This is a genomic window from Klebsiella sp. C239, from assembly GCF_048822715.1.
GTDB lineage: Bacteria > Pseudomonadota > Gammaproteobacteria > Enterobacterales > Enterobacteriaceae > Klebsiella > Klebsiella quasipneumoniae.
In genome coordinates this window covers 204,992-229,768 of the sequence record NZ_JBMEZK010000006.1, presented here as the reverse complement: position 1 = coordinate 229,768, position 24,777 = coordinate 204,992, and the positions used below count along the sequence as shown (strand labels likewise).

Annotated in this window: 16 protein-coding genes, 1 tRNA gene, 2 other RNA genes and 2 pseudogenes; 18 read left to right on the top strand and 3 right to left on the bottom strand. The window is 59.3% G+C overall.

Annotated features, from left to right (window positions below; all coding sequences use genetic code 11):
* Nucleotides 1-225: 225 nt before the first annotated feature.
* The 17 genes and pseudogenes from eptB to ACOI6Z_RS17600 all read left to right on the top strand — a co-directional run bounded on the left by eptB (nucleotide 226) and on the right by ACOI6Z_RS17600 (nucleotide 20,871).
* A complete protein-coding gene (gene eptB, locus ACOI6Z_RS17680) occupies nucleotides 226-1,920 on the top strand; it encodes a kdo(2)-lipid A phosphoethanolamine 7''-transferase (RefSeq protein ID WP_023291311.1) in 1,695 nt (564 codons plus the stop codon).
* 91 nt (nucleotides 1,921-2,011) lie between these two features.
* Nucleotides 2,012-2,088, top strand: a tRNA-Pro gene (locus ACOI6Z_RS17675).
* Nucleotides 2,089-2,122: 34 nt separating this feature from the next.
* A non-coding RNA gene (locus ACOI6Z_RS17670) (RtT sRNA) lies at nucleotides 2,123-2,255 on the top strand.
* Nucleotides 2,256-2,289: 34 nt separating this feature from the next.
* Nucleotides 2,290-2,422, top strand: a non-coding RNA gene (locus ACOI6Z_RS17665) — RtT sRNA.
* Between the two features lie 837 nt (nucleotides 2,423-3,259).
* The gene (gene dppA, locus ACOI6Z_RS17660; protein WP_032454329.1) at nucleotides 3,260-4,867 is read left to right on the top strand and encodes a dipeptide ABC transporter periplasmic-binding protein DppA; all 1,608 of its coding nucleotides are present in this window, start codon (nucleotides 3,260-3,262) and stop codon (nucleotides 4,865-4,867) included.
* A 134-nt stretch (nucleotides 4,868-5,001) separates the two neighbouring features.
* Nucleotides 5,002-6,021, top strand: coding sequence for a dipeptide ABC transporter permease DppB (gene dppB / locus ACOI6Z_RS17655; protein ID WP_002921786.1), 1,020 nt, complete (start codon nucleotides 5,002-5,004; stop codon nucleotides 6,019-6,021).
* Nucleotides 6,022-6,030: 9 nt separating this feature from the next.
* Nucleotides 6,031-6,933 (top strand): dipeptide ABC transporter permease DppC, encoded by a 903-nt coding sequence (gene dppC / locus ACOI6Z_RS17650; RefSeq protein WP_044525015.1) that lies wholly within the window; start codon nucleotides 6,031-6,033, stop codon nucleotides 6,931-6,933.
* 10 nt (nucleotides 6,934-6,943) lie between these two features.
* Entirely contained in the window at nucleotides 6,944-7,927 is a 984-nt protein-coding gene (gene dppD, locus ACOI6Z_RS17645; RefSeq protein ID WP_023291308.1) for a dipeptide ABC transporter ATP-binding protein, read from the top strand.
* Nucleotides 7,924-8,937: a dipeptide ABC transporter ATP-binding subunit DppF gene (dppF, locus tag ACOI6Z_RS17640; RefSeq protein ID WP_023291307.1), complete on the top strand. Its 1,014-nt coding sequence runs from the start codon at nucleotides 7,924-7,926 to the stop codon at nucleotides 8,935-8,937. Before dppD ends, dppF begins: the two co-directional genes overlap by 4 nt.
* A gap of 18 nt (nucleotides 8,938-8,955) precedes the next feature.
* Nucleotides 8,956-9,135, top strand: a pseudogene (locus ACOI6Z_RS17635) (hypothetical protein).
* A gap of 316 nt (nucleotides 9,136-9,451) precedes the next feature.
* On the top strand, nucleotides 9,452-9,982 hold the full coding sequence (locus tag ACOI6Z_RS17630) for a cellulose biosynthesis protein BcsO (protein WP_044525014.1): 531 nt from the start codon (nucleotides 9,452-9,454) through the stop codon (nucleotides 9,980-9,982).
* A gap of 1 nt (nucleotide 9,983) precedes the next feature.
* Nucleotides 9,984-10,776 (top strand): annotated as a pseudogene (locus ACOI6Z_RS17625) (cellulose synthase operon protein YhjQ/BcsQ).
* A 19-nt stretch (nucleotides 10,777-10,795) separates the two neighbouring features.
* Nucleotides 10,796-12,907 (top strand): UDP-forming cellulose synthase catalytic subunit, encoded by a 2,112-nt coding sequence (gene bcsA, locus ACOI6Z_RS17620; RefSeq protein WP_023291304.1) that lies wholly within the window; start codon nucleotides 10,796-10,798, stop codon nucleotides 12,905-12,907.
* Nucleotides 12,904-15,333, top strand: coding sequence for a cellulose biosynthesis cyclic di-GMP-binding regulatory protein BcsB (bcsB, locus tag ACOI6Z_RS17615; protein ID WP_065812604.1), 2,430 nt, complete (start codon nucleotides 12,904-12,906; stop codon nucleotides 15,331-15,333). The genes bcsA and bcsB overlap by 4 nt, the downstream gene beginning before the upstream one ends.
* Nucleotides 15,330-19,382, top strand: coding sequence for a cellulose biosynthesis protein BcsC (locus tag ACOI6Z_RS17610; RefSeq protein WP_060589827.1), 4,053 nt, complete (start codon nucleotides 15,330-15,332; stop codon nucleotides 19,380-19,382). Before bcsB ends, ACOI6Z_RS17610 begins: the two co-directional genes overlap by 4 nt.
* A complete protein-coding gene (gene bcsD / locus ACOI6Z_RS17605; RefSeq protein ID WP_004204979.1) occupies nucleotides 19,382-19,858 on the top strand; it encodes a cellulose biosynthesis protein BcsD in 477 nt (158 codons plus the stop codon). Before ACOI6Z_RS17610 ends, bcsD begins: the two co-directional genes overlap by 1 nt.
* Nucleotides 19,859-19,869: 11 nt before the next feature.
* Nucleotides 19,870-20,871 carry a glycosyl hydrolase family 8 gene (locus ACOI6Z_RS17600; protein ID WP_023291300.1) on the top strand — a complete coding sequence of 334 codons (1,002 nt, stop codon included), beginning with the start codon at nucleotides 19,870-19,872 and terminating at the stop codon, nucleotides 20,869-20,871.
* 106 nt (nucleotides 20,872-20,977) lie between these two features.
* On the opposite strand, the gene bcsG is transcribed toward ACOI6Z_RS17600, so the two are convergent.
* The 3 genes from bcsG to bcsE are packed head-to-tail and all read right to left on the bottom strand — an operon-like array spanning nucleotide 20,978 to nucleotide 24,410.
* Entirely contained in the window at nucleotides 20,978-22,663 is a 1,686-nt protein-coding gene (gene bcsG / locus ACOI6Z_RS17595; RefSeq protein WP_048298548.1) for a cellulose biosynthesis protein BcsG, read from the bottom strand.
* Entirely contained in the window at nucleotides 22,660-22,857 is a 198-nt protein-coding gene (bcsF, locus tag ACOI6Z_RS17590; protein WP_004204976.1) for a cellulose biosynthesis protein BcsF, read from the bottom strand. The genes bcsG and bcsF overlap by 4 nt, the downstream gene beginning before the upstream one ends.
* Nucleotides 22,857-24,410: a cellulose biosynthesis protein BcsE gene (gene bcsE / locus ACOI6Z_RS17585; protein WP_023291298.1), complete on the bottom strand. Its 1,554-nt coding sequence runs from the start codon at nucleotides 24,408-24,410 to the stop codon at nucleotides 22,857-22,859. Before bcsE ends, bcsF begins: the two co-directional genes overlap by 1 nt.
* Before the next feature lie 169 nt (nucleotides 24,411-24,579).
* Between bcsE and bcsR the strand changes: the two genes are divergently transcribed.
* A complete protein-coding gene (gene bcsR, locus ACOI6Z_RS17580) occupies nucleotides 24,580-24,768 on the top strand; it encodes a cellulose biosynthesis protein BcsR (RefSeq protein ID WP_048298546.1) in 189 nt (62 codons plus the stop codon).
* The last annotated feature ends 9 nt before the right edge of the window (nucleotides 24,769-24,777 follow it).

Sequence of the window (24,777 nt, the reverse complement as noted above, 5' to 3'; positions counted from 1 at the left end):
GTGCCCCTGATTAATACCCTAAGCAAATAGTGCCAATCCAGCCAAATGTTTTGTAAATGTTTGGCTGGATCACATTCCCTCCTGATACTTTTCCCGTTCCCTGTGGTCTACTTATCGCGCTTTGTAGAGGTTTCTGATAACCAACCCTAACGCACCCTATTAGCCTACTGACTCATGCCACAGCGTCAGGCGGTGTTTTATTCTTCTTTTTCCAGGTTTGCTTGCATGAAATATATTAGAACGATGACGCAGCAGAAGCTTAGTTTTTGGCTGGCGCTGTACATCGGCTGGTTTATGAACGTCGCCGTTTTTTTTCGGCGTTTCGATGGTTATGCTCAAGAGTTCACTTTCTGGAAAGGGCTTTCCGGTGTCGTTGAACTGGTGGCCACGGTCTTTGTCACCTTCTTCCTGTTACGTCTTCTGTCGCTGTTCGGCCGCCGTATCTGGCGCATTCTGGCGACGCTGATTGTTCTGTTTTCCGCCGCCGCCAGTTATTACATGACGTTCCTCAACGTGGTGATTGGCTACGGGATTATCGCCTCGGTGATGACCACCGATATCGACCTGTCGAAAGAGGTCATCGGCTGGCATCTGATCCTCTGGCTGGCGGCGGTGAGCGCCCCGCCGCTGCTGTTTATCTGGAGCAACCGTTGCCGTCATACGCTGCTGCGCCAACTGCGTACCCCGGGTCAGCGGGTTAAAAACGTGCTGATCGTGGTGCTGGCCGGCCTCATCGTCTGGGGCCCCATCCGCCTGCTTGAGCTGCGCCAACACGATGTAGAGCGCCATTCTGAAGTGGATATGCCGAGCTACGGCGGGGTGATCGCCAACTCCTACCTGCCATCGAACTGGCTGTCGGCGCTGGGGCTGTACGCCTGGGCGCAGGTGGATGAATCCTCAGACAACAAATCGCTGATTAACCCGGCGAAGAAATTTACCTACGTCGCCCCGGAAGGGCTCGATGACACCTACGTGGTGTTTATCATTGGCGAAACCACCCGCTGGGATCATATGGGCATCCTCGGCTATAGCCGCAACACTACGCCAGAGCTGGCGAAAGAGAAGAATCTGGTCGCCTTCCGCGGCTACTCGTGCGATACCGCCACCAAGCTGTCGTTACGCTGCATGTTTGTGCGTCAGGGCGGGGCAGAGGATAATCCGCAGCGGACCCTCAAAGAGCAGAACGTCTTTGCGGTGCTGCATCAACTGGGCTTCAGCGGCAATCTGTACGCCATGCAGAGTGAGATGTGGTTCTACAGCAACACGATGGCCAACAATATCGCCTATCGCGAGCAGATTGGCGCCGAACCGCGTAACCGCGGCAAGAGCGTTGACGATATGCTGCTGGTGGATGAGATGAAGCGCGGTATGGCGCAGGGCAACGCCTCCGGTAAGCACCTGATCATCCTGCATACTAAAGGCTCGCACTTTAACTATACCCAACGCTATCCGCGCAGCTTCGCCCAGTGGAAGCCGGAGTGTGTCGGCGTCGACAACAAATGTTCTAAAGCGGAGCTGATTAACTCCTACGACAACAGCGTGACCTATGTCGATCACTTTATCGTCAGCGTCCTCGACCAGCTGCGGGATAAGAAAGCGATTGTGTTCTATGCCGCCGACCATGGCGAGTCGATTAACGAGCGAGAACATCTGCACGGTACGCCGCGCAAGATGGCGCCGCCGGAACAGTTCCGTGTGCCGATGATGGTCTGGATGTCGGATAAATATCTGGAGAATCCCGATCATGCCGCCGCGTTCGCCCATCTGCAGCAGCAGGCCGCGATGAAGGTGCCGCGACGCCACGTCGAGCTGTACGACACCATTATGGGCTGCCTCGGCTATACCTCGCCGGATGGCGGGATCAACGAGAACAACAACTGGTGTCGCGTGCCGGCTTCGAAGAAAGCGGCGAAGGAATAGCAATAGTGGCGAGATTCTCGCCGCTTGATTGATTTTTTGCTAATAAGGCATTGACGGGGGTGCATCCCAGCAGTAAGATGCGCCCCGCATTCGGTGATTGGCGCAGCCTGGTAGCGCACTTCGTTCGGGACGAAGGGGTCGGAGGTTCGAATCCTCTATCACCGACCAAATTCAAAAAGCCTGCTCAATGAGCAGGCTTTTTTGCATCTGTAGCCAGTGAGGATGAGAACCTCCGGGGGCAGGAGGTTCGACTCGAGCGGAGCGAGAGAACGTTGCGTCAGCAACGGCCCGCAGGGCGAGCCACAAAGTGGCGAGTCATCCTCTATCACCGACCAAATTCAAAAAGCCTGCTCAATGAGCAGGCTTTTTTGCATCTGCGGCCAGTGAGGATGAGAACCTCCGGGGGCAGGAGGTTCGACTCGAGCAGAGCGAGAGAACGTTGCGTCAGCAACGGCCCGCAGGGCGAGCCACGTAGTGGCGAGTCATCCTCTATCACCGACCAAATTCGAAAAGCCTGCTCAATGAGCAGGCTTTTTTGCATCTGCGGCCAGTGAGGATGAGAACCTCCGGGGGCAGGAGGTTCGACTTGTGTTCCGTAGGCCCGCGCAAGCGCAGCGCCGCCGGGCATCATCAGCGCGCTACTGGCCAAAACCCCATCAAAATCACAAAAAACGTCTTTATCCCCATTTCCAGCCAGCTGTTCGCTATTTTGTGACATCTTCCATTGCATTTTTTTATCGATGAACAGATCTTTTTTCGCGAAGCTTATGGCTAAATGCAGCATTTTCCGCTGTGCGTTTTAACGTTCACGCTATTAATCGCTCACATATTGGTCACATAGTAAGAAATTTTTCTCATTTGCTGGCATTGTTTCCCACTGGGTGTCGCACCTTAATAAGGTCTTTATTCTGCATATTCGCCTGTAGCATAAATTTCTCTGCTGAAAATAGCGTCTTGAAGTTTTTTTAATCTTTGCCTGCCGTTTCTCACGCTGGATGTAAAACCCGGCTGGCTGTATTGACGTTTCCCCATTCTGTTGACAGATTGTAGGGCATGAGGGGCATTTCATGGAGAATCCGTACTGCAACTCAGTCGTTTTTGCGAAAGGAATCCCCATCTCTCTCTACGCCTTCGGGCACCACCGACCGGACCGGGTATATTCTAAATAGTTCGCGCTGCGGGAAGGCGGCAAGTTTGCGAATCCCCAGGAACATAGATAACGATGTGACTGGGATAATCGAGCGCAGCCAACGCATCCGTGGTTCGAAATATGACGAATAAAAATAAATAAAGGTCTGGCGGATATATGCAAACAACATCACAGTTTTGGAGCAGAATAATGAGTATTTCCTTGAAGAAATCAGGGATGCTGAAGCTTGGTCTGAGCCTGGTCGCCATGACCGTCGCCGCCAGCGTGCAAGCGAAAACCCTGGTTTATTGTTCAGAAGGCTCGCCGGAAGGCTTTAACCCACAGCTCTTCACCTCTGGCACCACCTATGACGCCAGTTCCGTACCCATCTACAACCGCCTGGTCGAATTCAAAACCGGTACGACGGAAGTTATTCCGGGACTGGCTGAGAAATGGGAAGTTAGTGCGGACGGAAAAACCTATACTTTCCACCTGCGTCAGGGCGTGAAGTGGCAGGATAATAAAGACTTTAAACCAACCCGTGACCTGAACGCCGATGACGTGGTGTTCTCCTTCGATCGACAGAAGAATACCAATAACCCGTACCATAAAGTTTCTGGCGGCAGCTATGAATACTTTGAAGGGATGGGGTTACCAGACCTGATTAGCGAAGTGAAGAAAGTGGACGATAAAACCGTCCAGTTCGTCCTGACCCGCCCGGAAGCGCCGTTCCTCGCTGACCTGGCCATGGACTTCGCTTCCATTCTCTCTAAAGAGTATGCCGACAACATGCTGAAAGCCGGCACGCCGGAAAAAGTAGACCTCAATCCTATCGGTACCGGTCCATTCCAGCTGCTGCAGTACCAGAAAGATTCCCGCATTCTGTATAAAGCCTTCCCGGGCTACTGGGGCACCAAGCCGAAGATCGATCGTCTGGTCTTCTCCATCACCCCGGATGCCTCCGTGCGCTACGCCAAGCTGCAGAAAAATGAGTGCCAGGTGATGCCGTATCCTAACCCGGCGGACATCGCGCGCATGAAGGAAGATAAAAACATTACCCTGCTGGAACAGCCGGGTCTGAACGTCGGTTATCTCTCCTTCAACACCGAGAAGAAACCGCTGGACGATGTGAAAGTTCGTCAGGCGCTGACCTACGCGGTTAACAAAGAAGCGATCATCAAAGCGGTTTACCAGGGCGCAGGCCAGGCGGCGAAGAACCTGATCCCGCCGACCATGTGGGGCTATAACGACGACGTCAAAGACTACACCTACGATCCGGAGAAGGCGAAGCAACTGCTGAAAGAAGCGGGCCTGGAAAAAGGCTTCACTATCGACCTGTGGGCGATGCCGGTACAGCGTCCGTATAACCCGAACGCCCGCCGTATGGCGGAGATGATCCAGGCCGACTGGGCCAAGATTGGCGTCCAGGCCAAGATCGTCACCTACGAGTGGGGCGAGTATCTGAAACGCGCGAAAGCGGGCGAGCACCAGACCGTCATGATGGGCTGGACCGGCGACAACGGGGATCCGGATAACTTCTTCGCGACCCTGTTCAGCTGCGCCGCGGCGAAAGACGGCTCCAACTACTCGCGCTGGTGCTATAAGCCGTTTGAAGATCTGATTCAGCCGGCTCGCGCCACCGACGACCACAACAAGCGTATTGAACTGTACAAACAGGCTCAGGTAGTGATGCATGACCAGGCTCCGGCGCTGATCATCGCTCACTCCACCGTTTACGAGCCAGTGCGTAAAGAAGTCAAAGGCTATGTGGTGGATCCGCTGGGTAAACACCACTTCGATAACGTCTCTGTCGAATAATAAGCACGATGCCTGACCCCCTCTCCCCGCGTGGGAGAGGTGGGGGGCGTATTCCCGCTATTCCGGGGAATGCTTTTGTGAGCAATACAGACGCCCTGTCGCCAGGCGGGGCGTCACTAGAGAGAATCCGGGTTATGTTGCAGTTTATTCTCCGACGTCTGGGACTTGTCATCCCGACATTTATCGGTATCACCCTTCTCACCTTTGCCTTCGTCCATATGATCCCCGGCGATCCGGTGATGATTATGGCGGGCGAACGTGGTATTTCCCCCGAACGTCACGCGCAGCTGCTGGCCGAAATGGGCCTTGATAAGCCGCTGTGGCAGCAATATGCCCACTATATCTGGGGCGTGCTGCACGGCGATTTAGGCATCTCGCTGAAAAGCCGCATTCCCGTGTGGCAGGAGTTTGTCCCGCGCTTTAAAGCCACCCTTGAGCTGGGCGTCTGCGCGATGATCTTCGCCGTCGCCGTCGGCATTCCGGTGGGCGTGCTGGCTGCGGTAAAACGCGGCTCCATCTTTGACCACACCGCGGTGGGCCTGGCGCTGACCGGCTACTCGATGCCTATATTCTGGTGGGGCATGATGTTGATTATGCTGGTTTCGGTACAGCTGAACCTGACGCCGGTCTCCGGGCGCATCAGCGATACGGTGTTCCTTGACGATACCCTGCCGCTGACCGGCTTTATGCTGATCGACACCGCCATCTGGGGCGAGCAGGGCGACTTTATTGACGCCTTAATGCATATGATCCTGCCCGCCATCGTGCTGGGCACCATTCCGCTGGCGGTGATCGTGCGTATGACCCGGTCGTCGATGCTGGAAGTGCTCGGCGAAGACTACATCCGTACCGCGCGCGCCAAAGGCCTGACCCGGATGCGGGTGATTGTGATCCACGCGCTGCGTAACGCGATGCTGCCGGTGGTCACGGTGATTGGCCTGCAGGTGGGCACGCTGCTGGCGGGCGCCATCTTGACGGAAACCATTTTCTCATGGCCTGGTTTAGGCCGCTGGCTGATCGACGCGCTGCAGCGTCGCGATTATCCGGTGGTGCAGGGCGGGGTGCTGCTGGTGGCGACGATGATTATCCTCGTCAACCTGCTGGTCGACCTGCTGTACGGCGTGGTGAACCCGCGTATCCGGCATAAGAAGTAAGGGGCCATCATGTCACAAGTTACTGAAAATAAAGTTATCACTGCACCGGTGCCCATGACCCCGCTGCAGGAGTTCTGGCACTATTTCAAGCGCAATAAAGGGGCGGTGGTTGGTCTGGTGTACGTGGCGGTGATGATCATTATCGCCGTGTTCGCCAACTTCCTCGCCCCGTATAACCCGGCGGATCAGTTCCGTGATTCGCTGCTGGCGCCCCCGTTCTGGCAGGAGGGCGGCAGCCTGGCGCATCTGCTCGGCACTGACGACGTGGGCCGCGATATTCTGTCTCGCCTGATGTATGGCGCGCGCCTGTCGCTGTTGGTGGGCTGCCTGGTGGTGGTCCTGTCGCTGATCCTCGGCGTGGTGCTCGGTCTGGTGGCGGGCTATTTCGGCGGGGTGGTGGACTCGATCATCATGCGCGTCGTCGATATTATGCTGGCGCTGCCGAGTCTGCTGCTGGCGCTGGTGCTGGTGGCTATCTTCGGGCCCTCCATCGTCAACGCCTCGCTGGCGCTCACCTTTGTGGCTCTCCCGCACTATGTGCGTCTGACGCGCGCGGCGGTGCTGGTGGAGGTCAACCGCGACTACGTGACCGCCTCCCGCGTGGCGGGCGCCGGGGCGATGCGCCAGATGTTCGTCAATATTCTGCCTAACTGTCTCGCGCCGCTGATCGTTCAGGCGTCGCTGGGCTTCTCTAACGCCATTCTCGACATGGCCGCGCTGGGGTTCCTCGGCATGGGCGCGCAGCCGCCGACGCCGGAGTGGGGCACCATGCTCTCCGACGTATTGCAGTTCGCACAGAGCGCCTGGTGGGTGGTGACCTTCCCGGGCGTGGCGATCCTGCTGACGGTGCTGGCATTTAACCTGATGGGTGACGGTCTGCGTGACGCGCTCGATCCCAAACTGAAGCAGTAAGAGGTTCGAGATGGCGTTATTGAATGTAGATAAATTATCGGTGCATTTCGGCGATGAAAACGCGCCGTTCCGCGCCGTGGACCGCATCAGCTATAGCGTGAAGCAGGGCGAAGTGGTCGGCATCGTCGGGGAGTCTGGATCCGGTAAATCCGTCAGCTCGCTGGCGATTATGGGCCTGATTGATTACCCCGGCCGGGTGATGGCGGACAAACTGGAGTTTAACGGCCGCGATCTGCAGCGCATCTCTGAAAAAGAGCGGCGCCAGCTGGTGGGGGCGGAGGTGGCGATGATCTTCCAGGATCCGATGACCAGCCTCAATCCGTGCTATACCGTCGGCTACCAGATTATGGAAGCGATTAAAGTCCATCAGGGCGGCAATAAGCAAACCCGCCGCCAGCGGGCCATCGACCTGCTGAACCTGGTGGGCATTCCCGATCCGGCGTCGCGGCTGGACGTTTATCCGCATCAGCTTTCCGGCGGGATGAGCCAGCGCGTGATGATCGCGATGGCCATCGCCTGTCGGCCAAAACTGCTGATTGCCGATGAACCGACCACCGCGCTGGACGTGACCATTCAGGCGCAGATCATCGAGCTGCTGCTGGATCTGCAGCAGCAGGAGAATATGGCGCTGGTGCTGATCACCCACGACCTGGCGCTGGTGGCCGAGGCCGCGCATAAAATTATCGTTATGTATGCCGGTCAGGTGGTGGAGACTGGCGATGCGAAGGATATTTTCCGCGCGCCGCGCCATCCATACACCCAGGCGCTGCTGCGCGCGCTGCCGGAGTTCGCCCAGGATAAAGCGCGTCTGGCGTCGCTGCCGGGCGTGGTGCCGGGGAAATATGACCGTCCCAACGGCTGCCTGCTGAACCCGCGCTGCCCCTATGCTACGGATAAATGTCGTAGCGAAGAGCCGGCGCTCGCAGATCTCACTGGCGGCCGCCAGTCTAAATGTCACTACCCACTCGATGATGCCGGGAGGCCTGGATTATGAGTACGCAAAAGGCCGCCACGCCACAACCGCTGTTGCAGGCCATTGATCTGAAAAAACACTACCCGGTGAAGAAGGGGTTATTCGCCCCGGAACGGCTGGTGAAGGCGCTGGACGGCGTCTCCTTTACCCTTGAGCGCGGTAAAACGCTGGCGGTGGTGGGGGAGTCGGGCTGCGGTAAATCGACCCTCGGTCGTCTGCTGACGATGATTGAAATTCCCACCGGCGGCGAGCTCTATTATCAGGGGCAGGACCTGCTTAAGCACGACCCGCAGGCGCAGAAGCTGCGGCGGCAAAAAATCCAGATTGTGTTCCAGAACCCCTACGGTTCTCTGAACCCGCGTAAAAAAGTGGGGCAGATTCTGGAAGAGCCGCTGCTGATTAACAGCAGCCTGAGCAAAGAGCAGCGCCGCGAAAAAGCGCTGGCGATGATGGCGAAAGTGGGCCTGAAAACAGAGCATTACGATCGCTATCCGCATATGTTCTCCGGCGGTCAGCGCCAGCGTATCGCCATTGCCCGCGGGCTGATGCTCGATCCGGACGTGGTGATTGCCGATGAGCCGGTCTCCGCGCTGGACGTTTCGGTACGCGCTCAGGTGCTGAACCTGATGATGGATCTGCAGCAGGATTTAGGACTGTCCTACGTGTTTATCTCCCACGACCTGTCGGTCGTCGAGCATATCGCTGATGAAGTGATGGTGATGTATCTCGGCCGCTGCGTGGAGAAGGGCACCAAGGAGCAGATCTTTAACAATCCGCGTCATCCATACACCCAGGCGCTGTTGTCGGCGACGCCGCGTCTGAACCCGGACGACCGTCGCGAGCGGATTAAGCTGACCGGCGAGCTGCCGAGCCCGCTGAATCCGCCGCCGGGCTGCGCCTTCAACGCGCGCTGCCGCCGGCGCTTCGGCCCTTGCACCCAGCTTCAGCCGCAGCTGAAGGATTACGGCGGCCAGCTGGTGGCCTGCTTTGCCGTCGACCAGGATGAGAATCCGCAAAAGCCCCACGCCTGATGGCACGCTCCCGGTCCGATGACCGGGAGCTTCTCTCCCGCCGGAGATGAAATCCGACGATATCGCCTTTTATCGCAGTGAATGCCACGCTCTCGGAGCATTCTTCGTCGATTATCCGAAAAAATAAGACTTTCAGTCCATTTTTATAGAATTAAAGAGAAATTAAAATGGTTCAGGTTTATTCTTTCGCTTATCTGACGCTATGATTCTATCATCGCGAAATACCTTTATATAAAAACGAATGGGAAGCGCGGTGGTTGCGGGGCTTGAGGATGTACGCATACCTAAAAAATGGGGCTATTCTTCTCAAAGGGAAATGTTAGTGTAGCGATACTTCTGCCGTGGAATCACACCGAAAATCAAAATCTAAACTATTATAACCCTGTCAATCGTGTGTATTGGTACGTCTCCACCGGCGCTTTTTCTGCCATACCAGAGACGTCACGATATTTTAAATATACCCAGAAAATAACAACAAACTTAATATGAAATTTTTAAAATCATGAGGTTATCAATGAACCATTATGATGATCTGCAGCGCTTTCAGGAAAAAACGCGGACGCAAAACCTCAAATTTCAGGATCTTTCATCGCAAGCCGCCACGCGGGAGCATGGAGACTGGGCGATCCTCAATCAGCTGAATCCCGGCGCAGAGAAACCCTCTTCCCTGGCGCTGGGAGGCTCGGTCTCCGCGCCGTTGCCGCAGTCGGTGCCTGCGGATCTGTTCCGCCAGGTAGAGGCGGCCGTAGCAGCGGCGCCAGCCTCTGATCCTGTTGCGTCTGCCGCGCCAGCGGCCCCGCAGTCGGTCGTGGAGACCGCCGCAGCCGCGCCGGAGCCGGTCAGGCAGGAGCCTGCGGTGGCCCCTGCGCCTCCCATCCCGGCACCTGAACCGGCAATGGCTCCGCCGCCGAGAATGGCCCCCCGACCCGCGCCTGCCGCCGAGAACTATGCCCACCTGTTCGCGGCGAAAAGCGCAGAGCCGGTGACGAAAAATAAAGACCAGCCTTTGAAATCACTTCTGGAAAGGATCGCAACATGCCGTTGATTTGCGTCTGTTCACCGAAAGGTGGCGTAGGGAAAACGACCCTGGCGGCCAATTTAGCCTATGCGCTGGCGCGGACCGGCAGCAAAGTTCTGGCGCTGGATTTTGACGTCCAGAACGCCCTGCGTTTGCATTTTGGCGTGCCGCTGAACGATGAGCGCGGCTACGTGGCGAAGGCGCTGGAAATGCACGACTGGAGCCAGTGCGTGCTGAGCGCCGGCAGCAATATTTTCGTCCTGCCGTATGGCGAAGTGAGCGAAGCGCAGCGTCAGGCGTTTGATGAGCAACTGACTCACAACGACCATTTTCTCCAGCGCGGTCTCTCCGCGCTGCTGAATTATCCCGGGCTGATCACCATCGCCGATATGCCGCCAGGGCCTTCGCCGGCGCTAAAGGCGCTGACGGGTCTGGCGGACCTGCATCTGATCCCGCTGCTGGCGGATACCGCCTCGATGTCGACCCTGGCGCACGTGGAAAAACAGCGCCTGACCGGCGCGGCGCTGAATCACAAGCATGGGCACTATTTCGTCATTAACCAAAGCGATAGCCGTCGCCAGGTCAGCCGGGACGTCACCAGCCTGATGGAAGAAAAACTGGGCGAACGACTGCTTGGCATTGTCCATCGTGATGAAAGCGTGGTGGAGGCCAATGCGTCGCAGAAGTCGATTCTGGACTTTAACGCCTCCTCGGCAGCGGCCTTCGATATTGAAATTATTGCTAAAAAAATATCTTCGCTGTTGGGTATCCATATTGGCGATGGCACGGTGCACAGCCAGCCACGCATGTCAGGGCTTTAACTTATTGCAGGGCTGCTGAATGAAAAAATCTCTTTTTTGGTTGCTGGCGCTGGTGCTCTCTCCGGTCGCCGTGCTGGTAGTGATCACGCCGATGGACAGCCAGAAGCAGTACATCTTTGGTCTGCTGAGCATTGGTATTCTGTTTCTGATGGGTTTCAGCAAACGGCGCAGCATCTCGGTGATTATGGTCGTCACTTCGCTGCTGATGTCCACCCGTTACATGTATTTTCGCCTCACGCAGACCCTGCACTTCAACTCAGCCATTGAAACCATTCTCGGCATGGGGCTCTTTCTGGCGGAAGTCTATATCTGGGTGATGCTGCTGCTTAACTATCTGCAGACGGTCTGGCCGCTGAAGCGCGGCATTGTTCCGCTGCCGGATGATATGAGCAAGTGGCCGACGGTCGATATCTATATTCCGAGCTATAACGAACCGCTGGAGGTGGTGCGTGACACCGTCCTCGCGGCACAATGCATTGATTATCCAAAAGATAAAATGAAAATCTATCTTCTGGATGACGGTAAGCGCAGCGAATTTGCCGTGTTCGCCGCCGACGTCGGGGTGGGCTATATTACCCGCAACGACAACAAGCACGCCAAAGCGGGGAACCTCAACCACGCGCTGACCCTGACCCAGGGAGAGCTTATCTGCGTCTTCGACTGCGACCACGTCGCCACGCGCGTGTTTCTGCAGGCCACCGTCGGCGGCTTTCTGAAAGATCCGATGCTGGCGCTGGTGCAGACGCCGCACTACTTCTATTCCCCGGATCCGTTCGAGCGCAACCTCTCCGTCGGGCGCAATATTCCGAACGAAGGGATGCTGTTCTATGGCCCGATTCAGCAGGGCAATGATAACTGGAACGCCACCTTTTTCTGCGGCTCCTGCGCGGTGATCCGCCGCGAGGCGCTGGCGCAGATCGGCGGTTTCGCCGTCGAAACGGTCACCGAGGACGCCCATACGGCGCTCAAGTTCCAGCGCCTTGGGTGGAAATCGGCCTTTCTCGATATTCCGCTGGCGGCTGGCCTCGCCACCGAGCGCCTGGTGGTGCACGTTATCCAGCGTACCCGCTGGGCGCGCGGAATGACGCAGATTTTTCGCGTTGATAACCCGCTGTTTGGCCGTGGGCTGACCTTCCAGCAGCGCTTGTGCTATCTCAGCGCCATGCTCTACTACCAGTTCGCGCTACCGAGGGTGGTGTTTGTCACCGCCCCGCTGGCTTACCTGCTGTTTAACCTCAATATTATTTACTCATCAGCGAGCCTGATCGTCTCTTATGCGCTGCCGCACCTGTTTCTCGCCATCTACGTCGGTTCGCGAATGAACGGCCGCTATCGCTACAGCTTCTGGGGGGAAATCTACGATATTGTGCTGGCTTTCCACCTGGTGCTGCCGACCCTGGTGACGATGATTTTCCCCAAGCGTGGCAAATTCAACGTCACCGATAAGGGCGGCCTGCTGGACGTCGGCTACTTCGATTTCACCGTGGTGCGCCCGCATCTGGTGGTGGCCTGCCTGCTGGCGCTGGGGGTGATCGTCGGCATCGTCCGGGCGATTGGCCATGACTACTTTGGCTCGGACCCCAACGTTATCGCCCTCAACGTCGGATGGGGGATCTACAGTCTGATCTTCCTGCTGGCGGCGATTGCCGTAGCGCGCGAAACGCGGCAGGTGCGCAAAACCATTCGTATCGATGTCGATATTCCGGTGGTGATCCATTACGCCAGCGGCATCGTTTCCCGCAGCCATACCGAGGATCTGTCGATGGGCGGCTGCCGCGTGGTGGCGCCGGATACGCGCCATCTGGAGGATGATATCGAAGAGATTGAGCTGATCCTGCAGTCCGGGGCTATTTCGATCCCGGCGCAGCTGGTCACCTCTGACGAGCGCTTCCTGCGCCTCAAGTTTGATGAAGATATTCCGCTTTCGCGCCGCCGTGAACTGGTGCGCGTGGTGCTGGCCCGCGCGGATGCCTGGATTAATCCGCCGCGCCCGCAGGATAACCCGTTCCGCTCCTTCTTCACCATTTTACGCTGCGTGTTCGAACTGTTCTGGCTGACGTGGAAAACCCGTCGCAGCCAGCGCAATCGGGCAACAGTGGCGAAAACGGCGCAGGAGGATGGCACGTTATGAAGCGATTAACGACGCTGGCGCTGCTGGCAGGGATGCTCTCTGCGCCTGCGCTGCACAGTGAAGAACCGGGCGCTGCCGCCCCGCTGAGCTTCCCGCAGCTCAACGGCGCGGCGGACAGCGAGCCAGGCGACGAACCCCCGGCTGCCTCGCCGGAGGAGGGCGCCTCTCCGGCAGCCCCCGCCACCGACGGCGATGCGGCGGCGACGGCCCCTGCGCCGGAGATGCCGGACTTACCCCCGCCGGTGAGCGGTACGGCCGCGCCGGAGGTCATTCCTGTCGCCCCGGTCTGGGGAGGCGACCTGAATCTGGCGCAGATGGGGATGCCGGACGGCATTATCCTCAGCGGCGGTCAGCGGCAGGGGGGCGTCAGCTTTACCCTGCCTTCCGATCAGGTGGTGATCCATTCGCAGCTCAGCCTTGCCGTTCGCGTATCGCCGGAAATGGCGAGCCGCAACGCCACCCTACAGCTGATGCTCAACGGTCAACCGCTCGGCACCCTGCCGCTGGGCGCCGATGGCGAGGATGTCTCCCATTATCAGCTGGATATCCCGCCCGCGCTGATGGTCTCCAGCAATAACCTGAGCGTGAAGATCAACGATGGCGATACCCTGCAGTGCCAGCGTGACATTCATGATTCGTCGCGGGTCACGGTGCTGCCCACGTCGCATTTCAGCTGGGAAAGCCAGCAGTTGAACATCAGCGACGATCTGAGCCACTTCCCGCGTCCCTTCTTCGACAGCATGCAGATGACGCCGGCGGACATCGCCGTTTCCTATGGAGCGAAGCCGTCGGCCGACGTCTTCAGCGCCGCGGCGCTGGTCTCCTCCTGGCTGGGTATCCAGGCGGACTATCGCGGCATCGCCTTCAGCGCGCTGCGCGACCGTCTGCCGGAACGCCATGGCATCGTGATTGGCCATCCGGGCGAGCAGGTGGGCGGTATGACGCTGCCGGAAACCGATAAGCCGCTGCTGCGCATCATCGCCAATCCCGCCAATCCGGCCTATAAGCTGCTGTTGATCGTCGGCAAAAACGATACCGCGCTGCGCATGGCTGCCTGGCGGTTAACCCGCGGTAACTTTGCGCCGCAAACCGCGACGCTGGATGTCGAGCCGCAGACCATCCCGGTTGGCAAAGCGTATGATGCCCCGCGCTGGATCCCCACCGATCGTCCGGTCAGGCTCAGCGAACTGCTGCGTAAGGATCAAAGCCCGACCGTCAGCGGCGTCTGGCATGAACCTTTACGTATCGCCTTCCGCGCCGCCCCGGACCTCTATCTGTGGGATGGCGAGACGATCCCGCTGCAGGTTGGCTACCGCTTCCCGTCGGAAAACTGGATCAATGAGGATAAGTCCCTGCTGAGCGTCACGCTCAATGGCACCTTCCTCAACAACCTGCCGATGAACAAGCAGGGGCCGCTGGAGAAAGTCTGGCGCCACCTCGGCGGCGATGCGCGCCAGGAGCGCTTTACCATCCCGCTGGCCCCCTACCTGATCTACGGCGATAACCAGCTGTCGATGTACTTCAATGTGGTGCCGAAGGACGATGTTCCGTGCCAGGTGCTGCTGAATAACAATATCAAGAGCCGCATCACTGACGACTCCTGGATTGATTTGAGCAAGACGCGACACTTCTCGCTGCTGCCAAACCTCTCCTATTTCGTCGGCGCCTCGTTCCCCTTCTCGCGGCTGGCGGACTATTCGCAAACGACGCTCCTGCTGCCGGCGGAACCGTCTGAGACCCAGGTGGCGACCCTGCTGAATCTGGCCGCGCGCTCCGGGAACGCGACCGGCACCGCGCTGGCGAATAACCGCGTCGTTCTCGGGATGCCCAACGGCGGCGGGGATTTGCAGTCGCTGCGCGAACGTGACGTGCTGGCGGTCACCGCTCTCGATCAGCAGGCCTTCAACCAGAGCCTGCTGGCCGATTCACCCTACCGCCCGGTGGATAATGTGCTGAGCGTCCGCGAGCCCGATCTGTGGCAAAAAGCGCAGCGCCGGCTCACCGGCGACTGGACCTCCGCCAGCCTCGACGCCGATCGCTACTTCTCGTCCAGCAGCGCCTGGCGCGGGTTTATCAGCTATCGTTCGCCGTGGAACCCCGCCCGGCTGGTGGTGGTGGCGATGGCCAGCAATGATGATCAGCTGGCGCGACTGAAAAACGATCTGGACTCACCGCGCATCAACGCCGGGATCCGTGGCGATACCGCGGTGATCACCAGCGATAACGGGGTGCGCAGTTTCCAGGTGAGTACGCCGTTCCCCAGCGGTCAGATGCCGTGGTACATGATGGCGGTCTGGTATGCCAGCCAGCACTCCGGTTTCCTCGCCCTGCTGGGGCTGATTGCCACCTCGATAATGGGACTGGCGCTGACCGCGATGTTTAAACGTCACGCCCGTAAGCGTCTGGGTTCGGGGGATAACCAATGAAAAGAAAGATAACGATAACGATGAAAAGCTCCCGGCGGCTCACCACATTCTGCCTCACCGGCGCCCTGGCTCTCGGCGCCTCTGGCGGCGCGCTGGCGGCGGGTAACGACGCGGCGCTGCAGGCGCTGTTCGCCCAGGCCAACTATTGGCATGAGAAATCCCATGACGAGCTGGCGATGGAGTCCCTGCAGAAGGTGCTCTCGGTGGATGCCAACAACACCCAGGCGCTGTATCTGATGGCGCTCTGGTCGCAGCAGGGCGGCGATATGCAGGCGGCGGCGCAGTGGCGCGCGCGGCTGGCGAAAGCGGCGCCGGATAGCCCGGGCCTGCAGGATCTGGACAACGCCAAAAAGATGTCGCAGGTGCCGCAGGGCCAGCTCAGCCTGGCCCGCCAGCAGGCGCGCGGCGGCAATATCCCCGGGGCGCTGGCGACCTGGCGCAGCATGTTCAATGGCAATACGCCGCCTGCCGGGCTGGCGGCGGAATATTACCTGACCATGGCCAGCGACAAATCGCTTTATCCGCAGGCCATCAGCGAACTGCGGCAGTACGTGGCGCAGCATCCGCAGGAGAACGCCCCGCGGGTGGCGCTGGGCAAAGCGTTAACCTGGCGGGAAGAGACCCGTCGGGAAGGGATCGCCCTGCTCGAACCGATGGCCAGCGGCAATAAAGAGGCGGACAGCGGCTTGCGTCAGGCCTTGCTCTGGCTGGGCCCGCAGGCCGGGGATGAGCAGTATTACGATACCTGGATGCAGCGGCATCCGCAGGATAGCGAAGTTCAGAATTACTTTCGTGAACGGCGCAGCGGTCAGGCGCGCGGCCAGGGCTACGCCAATCTCAACAGCGGCAATACCGCTGCCGCGAAACAGCAGTTTGAAGAGGTATTGCAGACCAACCCGCAGGATGCCGATGCGCTGGCGGGCATGGGCTATATCGCCCAGCGCAGCGGCGACTACCAGGCCGCGTCACAATATCTGAGCCGGGCGGCGGATCTCGGCGGCGACGCCTCGGCGACCCGCCGTCAGCAGGCGGCCGATGCCTTGTTCTACGGCCAGCTGGCGCAGGCCCAGCAGGCCTATAAGCAGGGCAATATCAGCCAGGCGCTGGCGCTCTCCGCGCCGCTGGCGCAGCAGAGCGGGGCGCGGGGCGCCTCGGCGAAGCTGTTTCGCGCCGATGTGCTGCGGCATAACAAAGATTTACCCCAGGCCGAGCAAACGCTGCGCTCACTGTTAAACGACGATCCGCAGAATGCGGCGGCGCGGGAAAACCTCTACTACGTGCTGCGCGAGCAGAATAAATCCGCCGAGGCGCAGGCGATGCTGCAGACGCTGCCGCAGAGTCTGCAGCAAAAACTGCAGCCGCGAGTGGTGGCCGGCGTCCCGGGCGACGCCCTGCGCCGTCAGGCCCAGGCGCAGGTCAGCAGCGGTAACCCAGCCGGCGCCATTGCCACCCTGCGCCAGGGCGTCGCCCGCTATCCGGACGATCCCTGGCTGCGTCTCGATCTGGCCCGACTGCTGCAAAAATCGGGTAACACCAGCGAGGCCTCTTCGCTGATGTCGGCGGCCTATCGCCCCGGCGCCAGCAACAGCGCGCTGTATGCCGCCGCGCTGTTCGCCAGCGAAAACGGCGCCTGGCAGCAGGCGCAGACGCTGCTGTCGCGCATTCCCGGCGGCAGCCAGACCAGCGACATGCGCGATTTACGTCAGCGGGTGAACTACAACCTGCAGCTGGTGACGGCCGAAAACTACCTGGCGCAGGGCAATACCATCGCCGCCAGCAATACCCTGCGGGCGATGGCCTCTACGCCGCCGAAAGCCCCGGCGGACGCCGGCAAGCTGGCGCGGCTGCTGGCCGAGAGCGGCGACCTGACCACCGCGGTATCGCTGGTGCGCAACAATATCAGCGGCGGGGTGTCCGGCAACGCCGGCGATTACGCCGATCAGATCGCCGTCCTGAACCAGGCCGGGCTGACCGGCGAGGCGCAGAACCTGATCAGCAATCCGCAGCTGCAGGCCAGCAGTACGCCGACGCAGCTGGCGAGCATTCGCAATGGCTATGTGATCAACGAGGCCGATCGCCTGCGCGAGCAGGGCAATTACGCCGCGGCGTATGACAAGCTGATCCGCGCCATGCAAAGCGATCCGCAAAACACCGATCTGATGTTCGCCATGGCGCGGCTGTACCAGAGCGGCAAAATGAACAAAGAGGCCGGGGTGGTCTATGACTACCTGATGACGCGCGATACGCCGAACCAGGATGCGCGCGCCGGGGCCATCGACGTGGCGCTGTCGGCGGGGAACAACGATCGCGCTGAACAGCTGGCCGGCGGCTTGCGTCAGGATAACTCCCCGGATCGCCTGCTGCTGCTGGCGAGAGTGGCGGAGGCCCAGGGTCATCATCAGCAGGCGATGACCTACCTGCGCAGCGCCCGCGGCAAACTGCTGGGCATGCAAAGCACCAACAGCAGCGAAACGCCGACCGTCGGCGGGGTGCTGGCGGCGGATAACCCCTTTATCGGCGTGTCGCAAACGTCGGCGCCGACGCGGACGGCCTCCGCCTACGGCCAGTATATGCCGTGGCAGGTCGCCCAGTCGGCCGCCGCGCCCGGCTCCTCGCTGCCGGGGATCCAGCGCACCGATTTGCCGGTGGACACCGCCCAGACGCGGATGCTGCGTCAGGTGGACACCATGATGGAGTCGCTGCAGGAGAAAACCGGCAGCTGGCTGCAGGGGGGAATGGACGTGCGCGGACGCGACGGCGAATCGGGCACCAGCAAGCTGACGGAGCTCAGAACGCCGCTGACCTGGTCCTCCTCGCCGTTTGGCGACTCGCGCTTTGACTTTACCGTCACCCCGGTGTCGTTAAACGCCGGGACCGCCAGCGGCGACGCCTGGCGTCGCTACGGCGCCAACCCGCTGGCCAATGCGGTCTCCAATATGGTGAGTACCGCCACCAGCGAGCAGGCGGCGATCGCCGCGATGACCGAGGCGGAGCGGACGGCCTATTTTGCCAGCAATCCGGGCGCTGAGGCGTTAAGCGGCCTCGGCACCCTGAACGCGGCGGATTTCAATCCGACCACCAGCAGCGGGATGGAAAACCTGGCCAAGCTCGGGAGCTATGATTCGGGGCAGGTGGCCAGCTATCTCTCCTCGTCCAGCCGCAAGCCGAACGTTGACCAGACCAGCGGCTCGACCGATTCGCAGAAGGCCAACGGCGTCGAACTGGCGCTGGCGCTAAGCGGCGACGATTACCGGGTCGATATCGGCAGCACGCCGCTGGGCCAGGATCTTAATACCGTTGTCGGCGGGGTGAAATGGTCGCCCAAGCTGACCAACTATCTGTCGCTGATCCTCACCGGCGAACGCCGCTCGCTGACCGACAGCCTGCTTTCTTATGTCGGTCTGAAGGATGCCTATTCCGGGAAAAACTGGGGGCAGGTGACGAAAAACGGCGGCACCCTGCAGCTGAGCTATGACGACGGCGATGCCGGCTTCTACGTTGGCGGCGGCGGATACAGCTATCTCGGACAGAACGTCGCCAGCAACACCAGCATCAATGCCAATGCCGGGGTCTATCTGCGGCCCTATCATGACGAATACCGCCAGCTGCAGGCCGGGTTGAGCATGAGCTATATGGATTACTCCAAAAACCTCAGCTACTTCACCTATGGCCAGGGGGGCTACTTTAGTCCGCAAAATTACGTCAGCGTGTCGCTGCCGGTCAGTCTGACGGAGAAATATGATAACTGGACCATGAAGCTCGGCGGCTCGGTGGGCTACCAGTCTTACAGCCAGGATAAGAGCGCCTATTTCCCGACCAATTCGGAGTGGCAGCAAACCCTGGAGACGGCGGTAAGCAACGGGTTTGCCAAGGAAGCCTACTATTCCGCGACCTCGAAGAGCGGCATCGGCTATACCCTGCGCGCCGGGGCGGATTACAAGGTCAACAAACAGATGACGCTGGGGGGCCAGATTGGCTATGACACCTTCGGGGATTATAACGAAAGCACCGCCGGGCTCTATATTCGCTATATGTTAGGAGATCATTGATGATGACGGAGAACAATAACCCGGTGGTGATGACCTGGTTTCAGCAGCAGCAGACGCCTGCCGGATGGTTCGATCTGTTGATTATTATGGTCGAAGGTATGCTCAATAATGCCGGCGAGCTGGAGAGCCAGCCTTTCCTGCGTCAGATGGGCGCCTCGCTGGCGGAGACCCATCCGCTGCCGGCGTCGGAGACCGTGGGGGAGCTGGAGGCGAATATCAACCGGCTGCTGACCCATTTCCACTGGGGGGTGGTGACCATCGACGTCGGCGAGGACGGCCTGCGCCTGCGCCATCAGGCGTTGCCGGTCAGCCGCGACGACGCGGGGCGCGTGCGCTGGTGCAACGCGTTCTGTGCCATACTCGAGGGGTTATATTCTCGCTGGCTGCAGAGTCAGGGAGGCAGTGCTCACGTGATATTGCAGCGTGAGCGGGTGTTCTCCGTCTCTGACGTTCAGTTTCTTTACTACCATCCATAAAGAGTGAATTTATGCCCCTGCGTGCTTTAGTGGCGGTGATAGTGACAACGGCAGTGATGCTGGTGCCCCGGGCGTGGGCGGATACGGCATGGGAGCGCTATAAGGCCCGTTTTATGATGCCGGACGGTCGTATCATTGATACCGCCAATGGCAATGTGTCGCATACGGAAGGCCAGGGCTTCGCCATGCTCCTGGCGGTGGCGAATAACGATCGCCCGGCGTTCGACAAACTGTGGCAGTGGACGGACAGCACCCTGCGCGACAAGTCTAACGGGCTGTTTTACTGGCGCTATAACCCGGTGGCGCCGGACCCGATCGCCGATAAAAACAACGCCACCGATGGCGATACCCTGATCGCCTGGGCGCTGCTGCGCGCGCAAAAGCAGTGGCAGGACAAGCGCTACGCGACGGCCTCCGATGCCATCACCGCCTCCCTGCTGAAATATACGGTGGTGACTTTCGCCGGTCGCCAGGTGATGCTCCCGGGGGTGAAGGGGTTCAACCGCAACGACCACCTGAACCTTAACCCCTCCTATTTCATCTTCCCGGCCTGGCGCGCTTTTGCGGAGCGGACGCACCTGACCGCCTGGCGGACATTGCAGAGTGACGGGCAGGCGCTGCTGGGGCAGATGGGCTGGGGGAAATCGCACCTGCCCAGCGACTGGGTGGCGCTGCGGGCGGATGGCAAGATGCTGCCGGCCAAAGAGTGGCCGCCGCGGATGAGCTTCGATGCGATCCGTATCCCGCTGTATATCTCGTGGGTCGATCCGCATAGCGCCTTGCTCGCGCCGTGGAAAGCCTGGATGCAGAGTTACCCGCGTCTGCAAACCCCGGCGTGGATCAACGTTAGCACTAACGAGGTCGCCCCGTGGAATATGGCCGGCGGCCTGCTGGCGGTGCGTGATTTAACGCTTGGCGAACCGCAGGAAGCGCCGCAGATTGACGACAAGGATGATTATTACTCCGCCAGCCTCAAGCTGCTGGTCTGGCTGGCGAAACAGGATCAGCGCTAGCGCGGTGATGGCTTTGCAGGCCTCTCAGCCCGTATGCCTGCGGGCTGAGAGGGAAGAGCAGGAACGTCTCACGATGTCAGGCCGCCAGCATGGGCGGCCTTGTCGCTTATTGCGGATAAGGCACCCAGCTTCCGCCATTCAGCTGGACATACGGCTTGCCCTGATACTGGATAACGATGGCGTTGGCGTTTTCGGACACCGCCGCGCTCTGCGGCAGGTTGGCGACATACTGCTGCCAGTTGACGCTCTCTTCGCTGAACATTTTGCCGTCGAGGGCGCGCACCACCAGCTCCGACACCGCCAGGTAGCTGCTGGGCTGATCGATGATAATCGGCGCGCCTTCATGCGGCGCCTTCATGCCGAAGAATTTCACCGCCGTCGGGACGTTAGTGATCGACGGGCTCGGGATATCCCGCAGGCCAGACACCTGCATCTTATCGCCCTTCAGCGCGCCGCCGTGTTCCGGCACCACCACCACCATCACCTTCCGCCCCGATTTTTCCAGCTCGGTGAAGAAGTTATCCAGGTCGTCAAACAGCTTTTGCGCGCGCACTTTGTAGTCCGCGGTTTTGCTTTGTCCCGGGAAGTGGTTGCCGTCATGCAGCGGCAGGGTGTTATAGAAGGTGGCGCTCCGCGGATTGCTGCTGGCCTCTTCGGTCTTCAGCCAGCGGTTGAGGACCGCCAGATCCTCGTACACCGGCGAGCCGTCAAACGCCTGCAGGCTGACCGGCAGACCGCTCTGGTCCATCAGCGGGCTCTGCATGCCGCCCAGTGAACGCAGCTCTTTCAGGAAGTCGCCGAACAGGCCGTTGTGGCCGAGCATCAGCTGCTGGTTGAAGCCGAGTTTCGCCAGGTTTTCAAACAGGTAGCAATCGGCGCCGGACGGCTGATACAGGTTGGTATGCGACAGCTGGCCGCAGCTGGCGCGCAGCAGGCGCACCGCCGCCGGTCCGCTGTAGGAGGTTGCGGAGTTAAAGTTTTTGAAGACGATATCGAAATGCTTCCACAGCGGGTGGTCCATCAGCCCGGCGGCTTCAATATCCGACCAGGAGAGCGAGCAGATATTGATCACCAGCAGGTCAAACGGCTGCGCATCCGCCGGCAGCTGGTCCGGGAACGGCGTCTTGCGCTTCTGCTCGGCGGCATAGAAACCGTTCAGCCAGTTGGTGAGGTTGGCCGAGGTCGGCGGCTCGGTCTGCGGCGGAATATCGCTGCTGGCCGGGCTGGCCGGGCTGGACGCGGCGCCAGCGGCGGCGTTGGTCCCGACGTTGGCCGGCGCGGTGGCGGCGGCGGTGGTGGGCTGACCGGCAGGCCAAATGGTAAAGGCCGGCAGCAACGGGCTGACCGCCTGCCAGACGACCATCGCGGAGACAAACACGGTAACGCGCAGCCACTGGCTGATAAACAGCCATAGCACCAGTAAAACAAAGAAGGCGCCGACCATGCTCCAGTTGATAAAGCGGACAATCAGATCCCAGATATAGCTGGCGCTGAAGCCGGCGATTTGCGAGCCCTGGCTAAGCAGCGTCTCCGGCCCGGGCAGCCAGGTATCATGCCAGAACAGCGCGAAGCCGAGCGGAATGGCGATCCAGTGGCGGATGCGGTGCAGCTTTTCACGCGGGATCGGCACCAGCAGAAAGGCGAGAAACACCAGGTTCAGCATCGGGTGGAAATTGAGATACCCGGCCCACAGCAGGGCAAACTTGACCAGAAAGTATAAGTTCCAGCCGCCAAGGCCGCGCCAGTACTGCCAGAGCGGAAGCGGTGCCGCGGTCGTTTTTTTATTTGTCATTTATTCGCTTTGCCTTGCTTAACCGTTGTTCCCCGGCGTAATACCCCTGCCGGTTTCACGTAACGGGGTTTAAAGAACATCAATCTTAATGTCGTGCGGATCCGGCGCTGATAGTGGCGCGTCAGGTAGCCCAGCGGAAAAAACAGCAGGGCGCAGAGCACCACCAGTTGCAGAATATCGGCGATAGACATCATCAGGCTTGCTCCTCACGGGTGGTTAACCGGTGTGGTTCGGGATAGCGTCGCCAGTGGCGTCCATCGTGGGTGGCGTTGATGGTTTCGTTTTTACCGACCGAGAGGGGCAGCGGCGTGTTCCAGCGCGCCGGCTCGACGCCGCGCATGATCACGATTTCCGAGAGGATCTGTTTGTCTTCAAACCACACCATACGGTTAGAAAAAATATCGCCGGTCGGCAGCGGGAAAATATGATTTAGCGCGGTGTCGAGGTCATTGATTCGGCAAAATGACAAGAACAGCACCAGCCGGTTATTGCCGATGGTCATAATGTCGCCCATCCGGTTGGGTTTGCATAACGTCAGCGCCTGCTCGACGCGCAGCCCCGGCGCCGGGCGCAGGGCCACCATCACGCCTTTGCTGTCGGCCGGCAGCAGGGTATTGGTCATCACGTTGTGCACCGCTTCGCAAAAGGCGTCCCATTTCTGATAGCCCCGCAGCTTTAACGGCTGGCTCCAGGTGAGCAGGGTGGCAAAATCTTCCGGGATACGCCGGGAGAACTTTTGGTTCTGTACGCTTTCAATCAGCGTCAGGCAGCGGGAAAGCGACGCGCTGTTGGGGATCACCAGGCTGGCGCCGCTGCTGAGCAGCAGCCGCTCATCGGTCGCGCGCAGGCTGGGGGTTTGTTCGCGGACAATAATTTTCAGCGCGGTGCCGCGCTGACGACGCAGGGTATGAATATAGCGCCCCAGCTGTTCAATTTGCGTATTCTGGGTAATGGAGAAGAGGATCGTCGCCGCCTGCGCAGTGCGCCCGGCGTTGAAGACCTCGTCATTGGTATCGAACAGGGTCCAGTATTCCGAGAGCGGCGGGGCGCCTTCGAGGACGCGCACATGGCTGAGGATCGCTTTTTCGTCGCTACGCGGCTGCACGCTGGTTTCAGCATCCTGCGCTAATCGCCAGCCGGCGTCGTCGTGTTGCACCATCAGCTGCTGCTGGGCGCTGATGCCTTTATCGCTTCCCCACCAGGCAATATCAAAAAGATGGCGGTCGCCCTGGTAGCGAATACTTGCCAGACCGGAAAGGGATCGGTACGCGCGTAATAACGGGGTGAGCTGCCGATCGATATCCTGGGCGGGATTGATCGCTAAGAACGTGCAGCGATGATATTGCGCCCAGCGACTGGTTTTTTCCACCCAGGCGCATAACTTTTCATTATTTATATTTTGCCAGGCATTTTCAGCGCATAGCAGAATAAACAAATAATTGCCAGGCTCGAGGGAGCAGACTAAATCACGATGTATTTCTTCCAGCGCCTCCGGGCGATTCGGCAGGGTAAACAGCGCGATATTATTCGGGCCATGAATGCTATCTAATGAAATGATATCATCAGGTTTATCACCCATGACCAGCGCGGCAACTTTGCTGTTTTTCGCCTGCGCGGCCAGCGTCTGATTAACCAGACTGACGGCATCGGCATAACGGTCAACGTTGAGCCACCATACCCCGCCGACCGGCATATGGCACACTTCATCCCATAATGATGAAATACCCAAAGTAAATACACTATCCACGGCATCCCTCGTGCGCCCTGATTCACACTGGATAAGTTTACTAGCGAAACTGACAGAGTAAACCTAACATTGAAATTAAAGGTCATCAGTTTTAGCATGTACACCTGCTTTTTAAGGAAGCGCTGTATACGTCCTCTGGTTTAATAATAAATTTCGAACGGACAGAGATATGCCAGCAAAAGATCCTGTCGTACCCACGGACGCCACGCTGGGGTACACCTTTCAAAATGATTTTTTGGCGCTAAGCCGGGCATTTTCCCTGCCGGATATTGCTTATCATGATATTTCGAGGCGTGAACAGCTGAACGCAGCGCTGAAGCGCTGGCCGCTGCTGGCAGAGTTTGCAGAGAAAAAATAAGGAAGCCGG